The 14,351-nt window shown below is 61.9% G+C and carries 14 protein-coding genes; 4 read left to right on the forward strand and 10 right to left on the reverse strand.

What is annotated here, in order from left to right; all coding sequences use genetic code 11:
- Positions 1 to 70: 70 nt before the first annotated feature.
- The 8 genes from AACH39_RS03815 to AACH39_RS03850 all read right to left on the reverse strand — a co-directional run bounded on the left by AACH39_RS03815 (position 71) and on the right by AACH39_RS03850 (position 7,184).
- Positions 71 to 712 carry a TetR/AcrR family transcriptional regulator gene (locus tag AACH39_RS03815; protein ID WP_215782361.1) on the reverse strand — a complete coding sequence of 214 codons (642 nt, stop codon included), beginning with the start codon at positions 710 to 712 and terminating at the stop codon, positions 71 to 73.
- 220 nt (positions 713 to 932) lie between these two features.
- Positions 933 to 2,108 carry an O-succinylhomoserine sulfhydrylase gene (locus AACH39_RS03820; protein WP_215782360.1) on the reverse strand — a complete coding sequence of 392 codons (1,176 nt, stop codon included), beginning with the start codon at positions 2,106 to 2,108 and terminating at the stop codon, positions 933 to 935.
- Positions 2,109 to 2,220: 112 nt separating this feature from the next.
- Positions 2,221 to 3,756: an amidophosphoribosyltransferase gene (gene purF / locus AACH39_RS03825; RefSeq protein ID WP_215782359.1), complete on the reverse strand. Its 1,536-nt coding sequence runs from the start codon at positions 3,754 to 3,756 to the stop codon at positions 2,221 to 2,223.
- Positions 3,757 to 3,839: 83 nt separating this feature from the next.
- Positions 3,840 to 4,340: a CvpA family protein gene (locus AACH39_RS03830; protein ID WP_338620940.1), complete on the reverse strand. Its 501-nt coding sequence runs from the start codon at positions 4,338 to 4,340 to the stop codon at positions 3,840 to 3,842.
- Between the two features lie 4 nt (positions 4,341 to 4,344).
- Positions 4,345 to 5,121: an SPOR domain-containing protein gene (locus AACH39_RS03835; protein WP_338620941.1), complete on the reverse strand. Its 777-nt coding sequence runs from the start codon at positions 5,119 to 5,121 to the stop codon at positions 4,345 to 4,347.
- A 7-nt stretch (positions 5,122 to 5,128) separates the two neighbouring features.
- Positions 5,129 to 6,394, reverse strand: coding sequence for a bifunctional tetrahydrofolate synthase/dihydrofolate synthase (gene folC / locus AACH39_RS03840; protein ID WP_338620942.1), 1,266 nt, complete (start codon positions 6,392 to 6,394; stop codon positions 5,129 to 5,131).
- Entirely contained in the window at positions 6,391 to 6,831 is a 441-nt protein-coding gene (locus tag AACH39_RS03845) for a protein YgfX (RefSeq protein ID WP_215782355.1), read from the reverse strand. The genes folC and AACH39_RS03845 overlap by 4 nt, the downstream gene beginning before the upstream one ends.
- Positions 6,828 to 7,184 (reverse strand): hypothetical protein, encoded by a 357-nt coding sequence (locus AACH39_RS03850; RefSeq protein WP_215782354.1) that lies wholly within the window; start codon positions 7,182 to 7,184, stop codon positions 6,828 to 6,830. Before AACH39_RS03850 ends, AACH39_RS03845 begins: the two co-directional genes overlap by 4 nt.
- A gap of 154 nt (positions 7,185 to 7,338) precedes the next feature.
- Between AACH39_RS03850 and AACH39_RS03855 the strand changes: the two genes are divergently transcribed.
- The 4 genes from AACH39_RS03855 to AACH39_RS03870 all read left to right on the forward strand — a co-directional run bounded on the left by AACH39_RS03855 (position 7,339) and on the right by AACH39_RS03870 (position 11,472).
- Positions 7,339 to 9,252: an ATP-binding cassette domain-containing protein gene (locus AACH39_RS03855; RefSeq protein ID WP_215782353.1), complete on the forward strand. Its 1,914-nt coding sequence runs from the start codon at positions 7,339 to 7,341 to the stop codon at positions 9,250 to 9,252.
- Positions 9,249 to 9,764: a C40 family peptidase gene (locus AACH39_RS03860; RefSeq protein ID WP_215782352.1), complete on the forward strand. Its 516-nt coding sequence runs from the start codon at positions 9,249 to 9,251 to the stop codon at positions 9,762 to 9,764. The genes AACH39_RS03855 and AACH39_RS03860 overlap by 4 nt, the downstream gene beginning before the upstream one ends.
- Positions 9,765 to 9,866: 102 nt before the next feature.
- Entirely contained in the window at positions 9,867 to 11,060 is a 1,194-nt protein-coding gene (locus tag AACH39_RS03865) for a pyridoxal phosphate-dependent aminotransferase (protein WP_215782351.1), read from the forward strand.
- Positions 11,061 to 11,187: 127 nt separating this feature from the next.
- Positions 11,188 to 11,472, forward strand: a complete 285-nt coding sequence (locus tag AACH39_RS03870) for a hypothetical protein (RefSeq protein WP_215782350.1) — start codon at positions 11,188 to 11,190, stop codon at positions 11,470 to 11,472.
- 60 nt (positions 11,473 to 11,532) lie between these two features.
- Here the strand turns inward: AACH39_RS03870 and AACH39_RS03875 are convergent, their stop codons facing one another.
- Together AACH39_RS03875 and argE are read right to left on the reverse strand one after the other, a co-directional pair.
- Positions 11,533 to 12,909 carry a sodium-dependent transporter gene (locus AACH39_RS03875; RefSeq protein WP_215782349.1) on the reverse strand — a complete coding sequence of 459 codons (1,377 nt, stop codon included), beginning with the start codon at positions 12,907 to 12,909 and terminating at the stop codon, positions 11,533 to 11,535.
- Positions 12,910 to 13,028: 119 nt separating this feature from the next.
- Positions 13,029 to 14,210: an acetylornithine deacetylase gene (argE, locus tag AACH39_RS03880; protein ID WP_338620943.1), complete on the reverse strand. Its 1,182-nt coding sequence runs from the start codon at positions 14,208 to 14,210 to the stop codon at positions 13,029 to 13,031.
- Positions 14,211 to 14,351: the final 141 nt, after the last annotated feature.

Here is a 14,351-nt window from a genome sequence, read left to right on the forward strand (position 1 = left end):
GTCGGGTGTACTCACCCTGATCTGCCGGGATTATTGTGGGCCGGCGGGCAAGCCGGCCGGGACTGCAAAATCAGCTGCGGGCAGGCGCCACCAGCGCACTGACCACATAGGGCAGCAGGTGCTTGACGATCATGTCCGGATCCCGGGCACTGACCACCTGACTGCGGGTAAAGATCTTCAGCACGTCATTGCCGGCAAAGGCATTGAACATCACGCTGAAGGAGAAATGCATGCGCCAGGCCAGCTCTTCGGCCGGCAGTTCCGGCAGGACGCGACTGAAGGCGGCGCTATACCGTTCAACAAACACGCTGTACTGCTGCGACAGGGTATCGCGCAGTACGCGGTGGTTTTCCACCAGGGTCCGCGACAGCAGGCGCACAAACATGGCACCGCCCCGCGACGGATCCTTGGACAGCATCAGACAGGGACGAATGAAGCTCATCACCAAGCCTTCCACACCGGGTTCCGGCAGGGCTTCCAGCTGGTCCAGCTCGGACAGACAGGCCGAGATCAGGGGCGCCAGGCGGCGCAGAAAAACCGACTCGAACAACTTGTCCTTGGAGCCGAAGTGATAATTCACCGCGGCCAGATTGACCCCCGCCTGCTGGGTGATCATGCGCAGCGAGGTGCCCTCGAAACCATGCTCGACAAAAAGTCGCTCGGATACATCCAGTATCCGGCTCGTCGTATCGGGTTTGCTTGCGACTTCCATTGAATCTCCTGGTCCTGTCATTTTGTTTTGTTTGATTGTGTTCACTGCGTTTCGAACAGGTGTTTGAAACTTACGTTTTAATTTGACCCATGTCAATAGCCAGCCATTCGAGGCCCGCTCTGGGACAAACGTTTGACCCTCTTGTGATGACAATATAATGAAAAACGGCAGCTTAACAAGCTGCCGTTTTAAACGCCCGAGCAAATACCCGATTGACGCGCTACAAGCCGCGCAGCAGGTCGTGTTTCAGGTCCTCGACATGCTCCAGGCCGACGGCCACGCGCAGCAAGCCTTCAACAATACCGGCGCGCTCGCGGGCCTCCGGCGTCACCCGGGCGTGGGTCGTCGAGGCCGGATGCGTCAGGGTGGTTTTGACATCCCCCAGATTGGCAGTGCGCGAGATCAGCGTCACGCCGTCCACGACACGCCAGGCCGCTTCCCTGCCCCCTTTGACCACAAAGGACAGCACCGCCCCGCCCTGGCTTTGTTGCCGCATGGCCAGTTCATGCTGCGGGTGGCTGGCCAGCCCCGGATAGTAGACGCGCTCGACCTGTGGCAGCCCCTGCAGCCATTCGGCCAGTTGCCCTGCGGTGGCACACTGACGTTCCATGCGAATGAACAAGGTCTCCAGCCCCGAAAGCAAAACCCAGGCATTGAAAGCCGAAAGCGACGGGCCGGCGGTGCGGACGTGCAGATAGATGGGCTCGATCAGTTTGTCGCTGCCCACCACGGCACCACCCAACACCCGGCCATGGCCATCCAGGAACTTGGTGGCCGAATGCACCACCAGGTCGGCCCCGTGCCTGAGCGGCTGCTGCAGGGCCGGCGAGCAGAAGCAGTTATCCACCACCAACAGGGCGCCGTGTTCGTGCGCCAGATCCGCCAGGGCACGCAAGTCCGCCACCTCGGTCAGCGGATTCGACGGCGTTTCCACAAACAGGATCTTGGTATTCGGCCGCATGGCGGCACGCCAGGCGCCCAGATCCGTCGGGGCCACAAAAGTCGTATCGATGCCGAAGCGCGACAAGGTGCCGGCAAACAGGTTCAGCGTCGAGCCAAACAGGCTTTGCGACGACAGCAGATGGTCCCCGGCCTGCAGGTTGGTCAGCATCACGGCCTGAATGGCCGCCATGCCGCTGGCGGTGGCGATGGCGCGCTCGCCGCCTTCCAGCGCAGCCAGCCGCGACTGGAAGGCACTGACCGTCGGGTTGGTAAAGCGGGAATAGGTATAGCCCTCCTGCTCGCCGAGAAACAGACGGGCACCTTCTTCGGCACTGCCAAAAGTGAAACTGGAGGAGAGATACAAGGCCTGGCTGTGTTCGCCGAACGCGCTCAGCTCGCTGCCACTGCGAATCGCCAGGGTTTCCGGATGGTAACTTGGTTCGGTGATGCTCATGATGTCTCTTTCTTGTTTTCGGGGTATGGCAAAACAAATCCCCCGGCACGATGCCTGCCGACATCATACCGGGGGATCCGGTCTGTCACGGGGCCGGGGGCCGCCGTGCGACTCAGATCAGATTCTGCTCAGCCACGTTGAGGTTCAGGTCGATGAACTGTGACGTGGCCTCCTCGTCGCTGGCCTTGCCGGCCAGACGCGAGCATTCGACGGCCTCCAGATAGGCCTGCGAGATGTCGCCGGTAATGTAGTTGCCGTCGAAGCAGGAGGTTTCAAATTCGCTCAGTGCCGGGTTGACACTGTGCACTGCCGCCATCAGCGCCGAGAGGTCCTGGTAGATCACGGCGTCGGCACCGATTTCCCGCGCAATCTCGTCCTCGGTGCGGCCGGTGGCCAGCAGCTCGGCACGAGTCGGCATGTCGATGCCATAGACATTGGGAAAGCGTACCGCAGGTGCCGCAGAAGCGAAATAGACTTTTTTCGCACCGGCATCGCGCGCCATCTGCACGATCTCCTTGGAAGTGGTACCCCGCACGATGGAATCGTCCACCAGCAGCACATTGCGCCCCTTGAACTCGGTGGCGACCGGGTTGAGCTTTTGTCGTACCGACTTCTTGCGCACGGCCTGTCCCGGCATGATGAAAGTCCGGCCGATATAGCGGTTTTTGATGAAACCTTCGCGATAGGGCAAGCCCAGGGTATTGGCCAGCTGCAGGGCACTCGGACGGCTGGTATCGGGGATGGGCATGACCACATCGATATCGATTTCCGGCAGCACGCGACGGACCTTCTCCGCCAGCATGGCGCCCATGGCGATGCGGGCCAGATAAACCGACGCGCCGTCGATCACCGAATCCGGGCGGGCAAAGTAGACATATTCGAACAGGCAGGGCGCCAGGCGGGTCGAGACGGCGCATTGCCGGGCATGCACATCGCCATCGAAAGTGACAAATACCGCCTCACCCGGCTGCACATCGCGCAGCAACTCGAAGCCCGAACAATCCAGCGCGACCGACTCGGAGGCAAACATGGTTTCGGTCTTGCCGTTTTCATGGGTATGCACCCCCATGACCAGCGGGCGAATGCCGCTTGGATCACGAAAGGCCACCAGACCATAGCCGGCAATCATCGCCACCACGGCATAGGCCCCCTTGACCCGGCGGTGCACGGCCTCGACCGCGCCGAACACGGCGTCAATCGACAGCTCGTAGCCTTCCACACGCTGGGCAATTTCGTGCGCCAGCACATTGAGCAGCACTTCCGAATCGGAGCGCGTGTTGATGTGCCGCAGGTCATGCCGGAACATGTCTGCCTTGAGCTCATCGGTATTGGTCAGATTGCCGTTGTGCGCCAGCACGATGCCAAACGGCGAGTTGACATAGAAAGGTTGCGCCTCGGCCAGACTGGCAGCCGAACCGGCGGTCGGATAGCGCACGTGGGCGATGCCGGCCGTTCCCTGCAGGGAGCGCATATTGCGCGTACGGAAGACGTCACGCACCAGTCCGCTGCCCTTGTGCATGTGAAATGTCTTGCCGGAGGCCGTCACGATGCCCGCGGCATCCTGGCCACGATGTTGCAGCACCTGCAATCCGTCATACAGCAGTTGGTTGACGGCCGACTGGCCGACCACACCGAGGATTCCACACATACTCGCTCTCTTCCACGAAACCGAAATGAACATAAAAAAAAGCGGAAATCTTGAGTTGAAGATATCAAGATATTCCGCTTGTATCACCCGTTATCCGGGTAATGCAGACTGTCCGCCAATATGGGCGGCAGCCAGGGCCTTAATGCCAGCGCCCCGGATTCCAGCGGCGGGGCCAGCAGGGCATTGCGCCAGGCAGGCTCCCGGGGCAGATCGGTCAGTCCGGCAATCAGTGTCAGCACCACCAGCACCAGGGAGCCGCGCGCCAGGCCAAAGCCGGCACCGAGCAAGCGATTCACCCCGCCGAGCCCGGCCGAATCCAGCAGGCCGGTCAGCACGACCCGCAGCAGGCAGGACAGCAGCCAGACGACAAAAAAGACGGCCATGAAGGCCAGCACCATGCGCAAGCCTTGCGCGGCCAGCGCCTTGGGCACGAAATCGGTCACCACCGGCGCCAGTAGCTTGGCACACCAGAAGGCGATCATCCACGCACCCAGCGACAGCACCTCGACCACCAGGCCACGCACCAGCCCGACCACGACGGAACCGGCGAGGATGGCGAAGGCGATGTAATCCAGAACGGTCATGCGCTTATTGCCCCACCACAATGCCGGACACACCGGCGTTGGCCAGCTTCCTCAGGACGGCATTGGCCTCGCTACGACTGGCGAACGGACCGACACGCACACGGGTGGCAGGCCCCTTGCTGGTTTGCACCTTGCTGAAGCGGGCATCGACACCGAGCCCGGCCAGCTTGGCCTTGAGTGCATCGGCCTTGGCCGGGTCGGACAGGGCGGCGAGCTGAATGACGTACTTGCTGCCGTCGGCGGACGGCTTGGCCGCCGCGACCGAGTCGGCACCATCGGCGCGACCTTCCAGAATGGCGGCAGGATCAACCGCCTTGTGCGGCTTGGCATCCGGGGTTTTCGGACGGGCAGGTTTGCCGTGGGCGGCAGAGGCCTCTGCCGGCTTCCTGTGCACCGCCGCCGAGGCTTCCTTGCCACGGGCGGCAGCGGTGACGTGCGGCGCGGAGCCGTCGCTGCGGGCGGCAACCGCCGGATTGACCGGTTCGGACAGGGTGGAGAGCGATTCGGGCAGCGCCGTGGCTTCTGGACGCGAGGCATCCTGCGGGGCCGAGGCGGCCGCACGCGCTGCCGGGGCCTTGGCGCCAGGCGCCGTCTGCGTGCCGCCGGAGGCGACACCCACGACCAGCACCGACTCGGGACGCATCGGTTGATCCTGCACGCGCCCCAGCACCTTCCACAGCACCACGGTGGCGATCAGCACCAGCACAATGGCGCCCACCAGGCGGCGGCGTGCACGCTTCTTCATCAGCAGCAGCTCTTCTTGAGCAGACAGACCGGCCATGCAATCCTCAGGGTAGTGACTGCCGGGCAGACATCACCTCGGCAACAGTATGGAATGACCCGAAAACGACGATTCTATCATTCTCTGCCGCAACAGATAAGGCACTCTTCCAGGCATCGGAAACCGTATCGAACAGACGCAGGTTTTTCGCTCCGGCCGTTTTGAGGATCGCAGCGATCTCTTCCGCACGCTGACCGCGCGGCATGTGCAGCCCGCCAACGAACCAGCCGTCGAACTCGCCGGCGGCCAGCGCCGCGACGGCAGCCAGGTCCTTGTCGGCCAGCATGGAGAAAACGGCATAGCGGTTTTCAGCAAACGGCAGCTGGCGCAGATTGGCCACCAGCGCCCGCACGGCGTGGGGATTGTGACCGACATCCAGCACCACCTGCGGCCGGCCGGGCAGCACCTGGAAACGGCCGGGCCAGTCGACCTCCAGCAGCCCGCGCTTGATGGCGCCCAGATCGACCGGCAACTGCGTGCGCAGTTGCGCCAGCACGGCCAGCGCCGCCGAGGCATTCGCCAGCTGATAGCTGCCTCGCAGCGCCGGGAACGGCAAGGCATGCCAGTGACGCTCCCCCATGCTGAACGACCATTGCTGCTCCATGCGGGTAAAACCGAAGTCACGCCCGATCAGGAACAGCGGCGCACCGATGGCGGCAGCATGGTCAAGCAACTTTTGCGGCGGATGGGCATCGGCACAAATGGCCGGCTTGCCGGCACGAAAAATGCCGGCTTTTTCGAATCCGATGGTTTCCCGGTCATCGCCCAGATAATCCTGATGATCCAGGTCCACACTGACCACCACCGAAACATCGGGCTCAAAGACGTTGACGGCATCGAGCCGGCCACCCAGCCCGACCTCCAGCACCATCACATCGACCTCGGCCTGCATGAAGCACTGCACGGCCGCCAGGGTGCCGAACTCGAAATAGGAGAGCGGCACCTCGGCGCGCCCCGCCTCGACCGCCGCAAAGGCATCGACCAGACGGGCATCGTCCACCGGCTGCATGTCGATGGCGACACGCTCGTTGTAACGCAGGATATGTGGCGAGGTATAGGTACCGACCCGGTAGCCGGCACGCATCAGCATGGTCGAGAGCATGGCACTGACCGAACCCTTGCCATTGGTGCCGCCGATCATGATCACCGGACAGGCCGGCGTCAGCTTCATGGCGGCGCGCACACGCCCTACCCGCGCCAGCCCCAGGTCGATGACCTTGGTGTGCAGGGTTTCGAGATAAGAGAGCCACTCGGGCAAGGTACGGACGGTCATGATCGTGATACCTGATGCAGCGGCACCGCCGGGTGCCAGCGAAGAAAAACCCGCAGTCGGCGCAGGGCATCGGCTGCGGCGGAGTCGGCCAGCAGCACGCAATGGTAGCGCCGGCCGGCCAGGGTATAGTGCAGGATGATCAGCCAGGGCAAGACCACACTGTCCGCCCCCGGCTGCACCGGCACCCAGTCGGCACCCTGGCGGACAGACAGCTGGCGGCCATCGCGCACGGCCAGTGCAACCGGTCCCTCACCCAGCTGCCACAGCCGCCACAGTGGCCACGGCAGCAGCAACAGCCACCAGACGGAAACCGTCCCCGGCCAGGCGAACAGCAAGATCAGGGCGCACAGCGCCAGCAGGACACGCCAGGCCAGCGAGGGGCGCAGCGCGACACGGAAGTCGGCGGCGGATGCGCAGGCCACCGTGTACGGGGTCATTCCACCCCTTCGGCAGCCCGGTTGGTGATGTCACCTTCGACGCTGTCAAAGACCTGCGAATGGATCTCGACATCAAACCACTCCCAGAAGGCCTTGAGCGACAGATCCTGCGGCCACAGGGCGCTGTCTTCGCACCAGCCTGCCAGCTCCATGCGGAAAAGCTGGTCGTAAATCTCGTCCAGATAGGCCACGCATTGCTCGGGCTCTTCGAAGTCCGGCAGCAGGATGGCATTGCAATTGCTGCGCAGGGTATCGAGCGTCAGATCCAGATCATTGTCCGGCAGGGCATGCAGCCACTGATGGAACGGTTGCTTCGGCTTGATGACTGCCACGGAGCGATCGACGAAATACATGGGGTCGTCCTTCTACTGTTTTGACCAGGTCGGCATTGTAGCAGCGACGGCGCATGGCCTGAACAAGTTATTCGGTTCCCGCGGCGGCGCACGCGGCAGAAGGCCCGGTCCGTGCTACAATCCAGCCGGTTTTCTCCCCCGGACTCACTCTGCAATGGCACTCATTACCGTCGAAAAGGCCTGCCTGGCCTTTGGCCACCACGCCCTCCTGGATCACGTCGATTTCGCCCTGGAACCGGGCGAGATTGTTGGCCTGATCGGCCGCAACGGCGCCGGCAAGTCCTCGCTGCTCAAGGCGATCGCCGGTACGGCCAGACTCGACGACGGCCGCATCAACATCAAGGGGGATATCCAGCTGGCCTATGTACCGCAGGAACCGGCGCTCAACCCCCAGCACACGGTATTCGAAGCCGTGGCCGAGGGGCTGGGCGAGCTGCAACAGCTGCTGACCGAATACCATCGACTGACCAGTGGCCTGGAGCAGCCCGATGCCGATCACGATGCCCTGCTGGCGCAAATGACGCCGATCCAGCACAAGCTGGAGGCCCTGGACGGCTGGCAATTCGATGCCCAGATCCAGACCACCCTCAGCCACCTGCAATTGCCGGCCGACACCCTGGTCAGCGCCCTGTCCGGCGGCTGGAAAAAACGCGTGGCCCTGGCCCGCGCGCTGTGCGCCCGGCCGGATGTCCTGTTGCTGGACGAACCGACCAACCACCTGGACGTGGAGGCCATCGTCTGGCTGGAAAACCTGCTCAAGTCCCATGGCGGCAGCGTGCTGCTGATTACCCATGACCGACGTTTCCTCGACAATACCGTCACACGCATCGTCGAACTCGACCGCGGCCTGCTGCGCAGCTATCCGGGCTCGTTCGCCAGCTATCTGAGCAAAAAACAGGAAGAACTGGCGGCGGAAGAGGAACAGAACCGCGTGTTTGACAAATTTCACGCCCAGGAAGAAGTCTGGATCCGCAAGGGCATCGAGGCACGACGCACGCGCAATATGGGTCGGGTGCGGCGTCTGGAAGAACTGCGGCGCCAGCGCGCCGCACGCCGTGAGCGGGTGGGTCAGGTCAACTTCCAGCTGTCCAGCGGCGAGCGCTCCGGCAAACTGGTGGCCGAGCTGGAGCATGTCGACAAGGGCTTCGGCGACAAGCAGCTGATCCGAGACTTCACCACCCGCATCCTGCGTGGTGACAAGATCGGCCTGATCGGTCCCAATGGCATCGGCAAAACCACGCTGCTGAAGCTGATCCTGGGCGAACTGGAGCCGGATCGCGGCACGGTTCGGCGCGGCACCAACCTGCAGATCGCCTATTTCGACCAGTTCCGCGAACAGCTGGATGAAGAGGCCAGCGTGGCCGACATCATCAGCCAGGGCAACGAATTTCTGGACATCGGCGGCCAGCGCAAGCATGTGATGAGCTATCTGGAAGACTTCCTGTTCGAGCCGGCCCGCGCCCGCAGCCCGGTGCGCTCGCTGTCCGGCGGAGAACGCAACCGCCTGTTGCTGGCGCGGCTGTTCACGCGTCCGGCCAACGTCCTGGTGCTGGACGAACCGACCAACGACCTGGATATCGACACGCTGGAACTGCTGGAAGAGCTGCTGGCCAACTACAGCGGGACAGTCTTCCTGGTCAGCCACGACCGTGCCTTCCTCGACAATGTCGTGACCCAGGTGATTGCCTTCGAGGGCAACGGTCGCCTGGAAGAAGCCCCGGGCGGTTATCAGGACTGGATCGACACCAAGGCCCGCATGGCCACCCTGCAGCCGGCCACCCCTGTCAAAGCCAGCCAGCCGGACAGCGCCAGGCCGCGCCAGGACAAGCCGAAAACCGGCAAGAGCAAGCTGTCCTACAATGAAAACCGGGAACTGGCCGAGTTGCCGGACTTACTGGAAAAACTGGAAACCGAACAGCAGGACCTGAACCAGCGTCTGCTCGACCCGAACTGTTATCGCGACACGCCGCTGGAGGCGCGCGCCTGGCAGGCTCGCATCGAAGAGATCGAATTGCTGCTGCTGGAAAAGCTGGCGCGCTGGGAGGAACTGGAGGCCAAACAGAAATGATGCGTCGTTGCGGCTACTACTGCTTGCTGATTGCCCTGCTGACTGCCTGCAGCAGTGCGCCACCGCTGAAACAGCATGCGCGCCCGCCTGCGGGCAGCCAGTATGGCCTGTCGCACCTGCAGGCCGATGGTGCCGGACGCGAAATTCTGATGTACACCCTCAGCCTGCTGGATGTCGGTTATCAGTTCGGCGGCAGCAATCCGGCGGCCGGCCTCGATTGCAGCGGCATGGTCAGCTACATCTATTACAACGCCGTCGGCGTGAAGCTGCCGCACAATGCGGCCCAGATCGCCGGCCTGGCCCGCCCGATCGACATCAACGACCTGCGCGTCGGCGATCTGGTGTTCTTCAACACGCTCAACCGCCCGTTCTCGCACATGGGCATCTATATCGGTGACGGCAAATTCGTCCACGCACCACGCAGCAACAGCGTGATCCGGGTCGACCGTCTCGACAACCGCTATTTCGCCAGCCGCTTCGAGGGCGCGCGCACGCTGTTCAGCCAAGGCTGAGCCCCCGGGCGGCAGACTGGCCTCGCCCGGGCTTTGGCGGTATGATCTGAATCATTGCGGCTTCATTTCTCACTCCCAGATCAGACCGATAGGAAACCAAAAGTGGAACTGTCCCAGCGCGTACTCGCCATCAAGGAATCCCCGACGCTCGCCATCACTGCCAAGGCGCAAAAACTCAAGGCCGAAGGCCGTGACGTGATCGCCCTGGCCGCGGGCGAACCGGATTTCGACACCCCGGATCACATCAAGGCTGCCGCCATCGAAGCCATCAACAAAGGCTTCACCAAATACACCCCGGTCGCCGGTATCCCCAGCCTGAAACAGGCCATCATCGCCAAGTTCAAGCGGGACAACGGGGTCGAGTACAACGCCAAGCAGATCCTGGTCTCGGTCGGTGGCAAGCAGAGCTTCTTCAATCTGTGCCAGGCACTGATCGGCCGGGGCGACGAAGTCATCATCCCGGCGCCTTACTGGGTGTCCTATCCGGATATCGTGCTGCTGGCCGAAGGCAAGCCGGTCATCGTCGAATGCGGCATCGAGCAAGGCTTCAAGCTGACCGCCGCACAACTGGAAGCGGCCATCACCCCGCACAGCAAGCTGCTGGTACTCAACAGCCCGTCCAATCCGACTGGCGCGGTCTACACGCTGGAAGAACTGCAGCAACTGGCCGAGGTACTCAAGCGCCACCCGCAGGTGATGATTGCCTCGGATGACATGTACGAGCATGTTCTGCTGGGAGACACCCGCTTCTGCAACATCCTCAACGCTGCCCCCGGGCTGAAGGACCGCACCATTCTGCTCAATGGCGTGTCCAAGGCCTATTCGATGACCGGCTGGCGCATTGGCTATGCGGGTGGTCCGGAGTGGCTGATCAAGGCCATGGAGAACATTCAGTCGCAGTCCACCTCCAACCCGACCTCGATTTCGCAGGTCGCTGCCGAAGCGGCGCTCACCGGCGATCAGGGCTGCATCACCCCGATGCTGCAGGCCTTCAATCAGCGCCACGTCTTCGTGGTCGACTACTTCAACCGCATCCGCGGCCTGAAGTGCCTGCCGGCCGGCGGCGCGTTCTATGCCTTCGTCGATGCCCGTGACGCCATCCGCAACCTGCATGCCGAAGGCAAGATTGCCGAAGCGACCGATATGGCACTGGGCAGCTATCTGCTGGAAACACAAGATGTGGCCGTCGTACCCGGTTCGGCTTTTGGTGCCGAGGGTTATTTCCGCATCAGCTTTGCCACCAGCATGGGCAATCTGGAAAAGGCGCTGGCCCGTATCGAAAAAGCCCTGGCCTGAGCCCTTCTGCTGCCCGCGTACACCCCCTGACCTCAGGGGGTGTTTTACATTCCATGCCAGATAAATATTGATCCGCACCCGCCACCTTGTCTAAGCTTGAGACACCACAACGACAAGGAGAACCATCATGCGCAAGACCATCCTGCTATTCTGGCCCTCCTTCATCATCGCCTGCCTGGCTTCGGTCACGTTCTTTGCCCTGTTCGACCCGTACGAACTGAAGCTCCACGGCACCCAGCTGTTCAGTGACAAGCGGGCCGCCTATACCTTCTTCCTGCTGGCGGCCTGGGCCTTTGGCGCACTCAATACGGCGGTCGTCTTCCTGCTGGAAAAAAACGCCCGCGAAGTGAACGGTTTTGTCCCCCAACCCCGTCCGGAGGCCAGCGTCGGCGACCCGGACGCGCCAAACTGACTGACCATCCAATAAAAAAGGCAGCCGAAGCTGCCTTTTTTCATGCGGCACATCACCGGCTCAGAACAGGCCCAGCCCCTTGAGCATCACCACCAGGATCAGCACGGGCGACACCCAGCGCAGAACGGTAAACAGCGCATTGAGCAAACCCTGATTCTGCAGTTGCCCCTGATTGCTCAAAGCCTCGCTCATGCGTTGCTTGCCCCATACCCAACCGACAAACAGACACAGACCAATGCCACCAAGCGGCATCATGACGTTGGAGGTGACAAAGTCGAACAGATCGAAGGTTGTCATGCCGAACAGCTTGACCCCGGCCATGCTGCTGTTGGACAAGGCGCAGGTTGAGCCGACCAGCGCCAGCATGGCCAGCGACAGCCAGGTGGCCACCGGGCGCTTCATCTTGAAATGCTCGCTCAGCAGGGCAATCGGCACTTCGAGAATCGACAGCATGGCGCCCATGGAGGCCACGGCGGTCAGTACGAAAAACACCACCATGAACAGATGGCCGAAAGGCATGTTGTGGAATACCGCCGGGATAGTGATAAACAGCAGCGAAGGACCGGCGGAAGGCTTGAAGCCGAAGGCAAACACCGCCGGAAAAATGGCAATGCCGGCCAGCATCGAAACAAACAAGTCGGCACACATCACCCGGAATGCGGTAGCCGGAATGTTTTGATCGTCACGAAAATAGCTGCCGTACGTCATCATGGTACCCATGCCGATCGACAGCTTGAAGAACGCCAGACCGACCGCAGTCAGCACCACGGCGCCGGTAATCTTGCTGAAGTCGGGCTGAAACAGGAACTTCAGTCCTTCCGAAGCGCCAGGCAGCATCAGACTGCGCACCCCGACCACCACCAGCAACACGAACAGCAGCGGCATCAGCTTCTTGGTTGCCGCCTCAATCCCCTTGGAGACACCCAGCAGCAGGATGCAGCCCATCAGGCCCAGCACCAGCCACTGCCACAGCAAGGACTGCCAGGGATCGGAAATCAGCTGGCCAAAAACCCCTTCCGTCACCTTGGGATCACTGGTCAGCAGACCACTGCCCAGCGACTTGAACACATAGGCAAACACCCAGGCAGCCACTTCCGAGTAGAAGGCCATGATCAGGAAGGCCGCCAGCACCCCGGCGATGCTGATCAGCCACCAAGGCTGACCGGGAGGGGACAGCGTCTTCATGGTGGTGTAGGCATTGGCCTTGACCTTACGGCCCAGCATGATTTCGGCAATCATCACCGGCAGCCCCACCAGCAGGGTGGCCAGAATGTACACCACCAGGAAACCGGCGCCCCCGTTGGTACCGGTCAGATAGGGAAACTTCCAGATATTACCCAGACCGACAGCCGACCCCAGCGTGGCTGCCAACACCCCGAAACTGGAGGTAAATCCGTCCCGGGCGGCCACTGATGCGGCCTTTTTTTCATTTTTCATTTAATTTTGTCTCTCTTTACCCCGAATACATGGCCTGCTCAACCACCAGCAAGCCCCTTTGCCCAAAAAACCGTCGGGCAGGCGTGATTTTGCAGGATATCCACGCCGAGGCAAAGAGACTATTTGCCGCCGCCGGCCGATCGGCACACGATTTCTCGCAGACCATCGAGCCAGACCATGCATTCCTGCAGCTGCGCCCGCTCAATATACTCGTCGGGGCGATGCGCCTGCTCGATCGAACCTGGCCCGAGTACCACACTGGGGAACCCGGCCGCGCTGAAACAACCGGCTTCGGTGGTATAGGCCACAGCCTGATGTGACCTGCCCGGGCACAGCTCTTGAATGTAGTCCAGCAACGAACTGCCCTGCGGTGACTCGAAGGGCTGACAATCTACCAACTGTTCAAAGGTGATGTCGGCTTCGGGCGCGGTACGACGCATTTCTTCAACCAGCGTGGCGGCGTAATCACGCACGGTATCGATATAACGTGCCAGCGGTTCGCCCGGCAGCCAGCGACACTCGAAGACAAACTCGCATTCACGCGGCACGATATTCGGCACGGTACCGCCGTGAATGGTCCCCGTCTGCAGCGTGGCATAGGGCACATCATAGAGAGGACGGGCGCGGCCAAAATGCGCTTCGGTATCCGCCAGTTTGCGGATATGGCTGATCAGTCGAGCCGCGTACTCGATGGCATTCACACCCTGCGGTGTCAGCGAGGAGTGCGCCGAACGCCCGGTCACCCGGCAGCGGAAGTGGGCGATGCCCTTGTGGGCGACGACCGGCTGCATCCGGGTCGGCTCGCCGATGATGCAACCGGACACCGGTACACCACGGGCAAGCAGATCGGCGATCAGCCGCGGCACCCCCAGGCACCCGACCTCTTCATCATACGAGAGCGCCAGACCGATCTGCTGCTGCAGTCGCCCTTCGGCATGCGCCGCCAGTACCGAAGGCAACCACGCCAGCACACAGGCAATGAACCCCTTCATGTCGGCGGCACCGCGCCCGTACAGACGACCATCGCGCTCGCTGAGCACGAAGGGGTCGCTCGTCCAGCTTTGCCCATCCACCGGCACGACATCGCTGTGACCGGACAAAATGAGCGCGGGCTGAGCGACCGGGCCGACCAGGGCAAAAAGATTGGCTTTGCTGCCATCATCGTTATAAGTCAGCTGGCTGGAGATGCCGAGCCCGGCCAGATGCTGCCGCACCCATTCGATCAGGCTCAGATTGGAATGGCGACTGGTGGTATCAAAGGCCACCAGCGTGGCGAGCAGGGATTCCGGTTCGTTGGACATGTCATTTTCCTGAAGGCAGTCTGGAACGCAGCGTAAGTCAGATTCCGATACCGACATCATACTTCGCTGAACATGAAATGGTAGACCCGGCAAAACGGAAAAAGATCGTGACACCTCAAGCCCGAGTGGCTATACTCTGCC

The sequence above is a fragment of the Paludibacterium flexuosum genome, assembly GCF_037076605.1.
GTDB lineage: Bacteria > Pseudomonadota > Gammaproteobacteria > Burkholderiales > Chromobacteriaceae > Paludibacterium.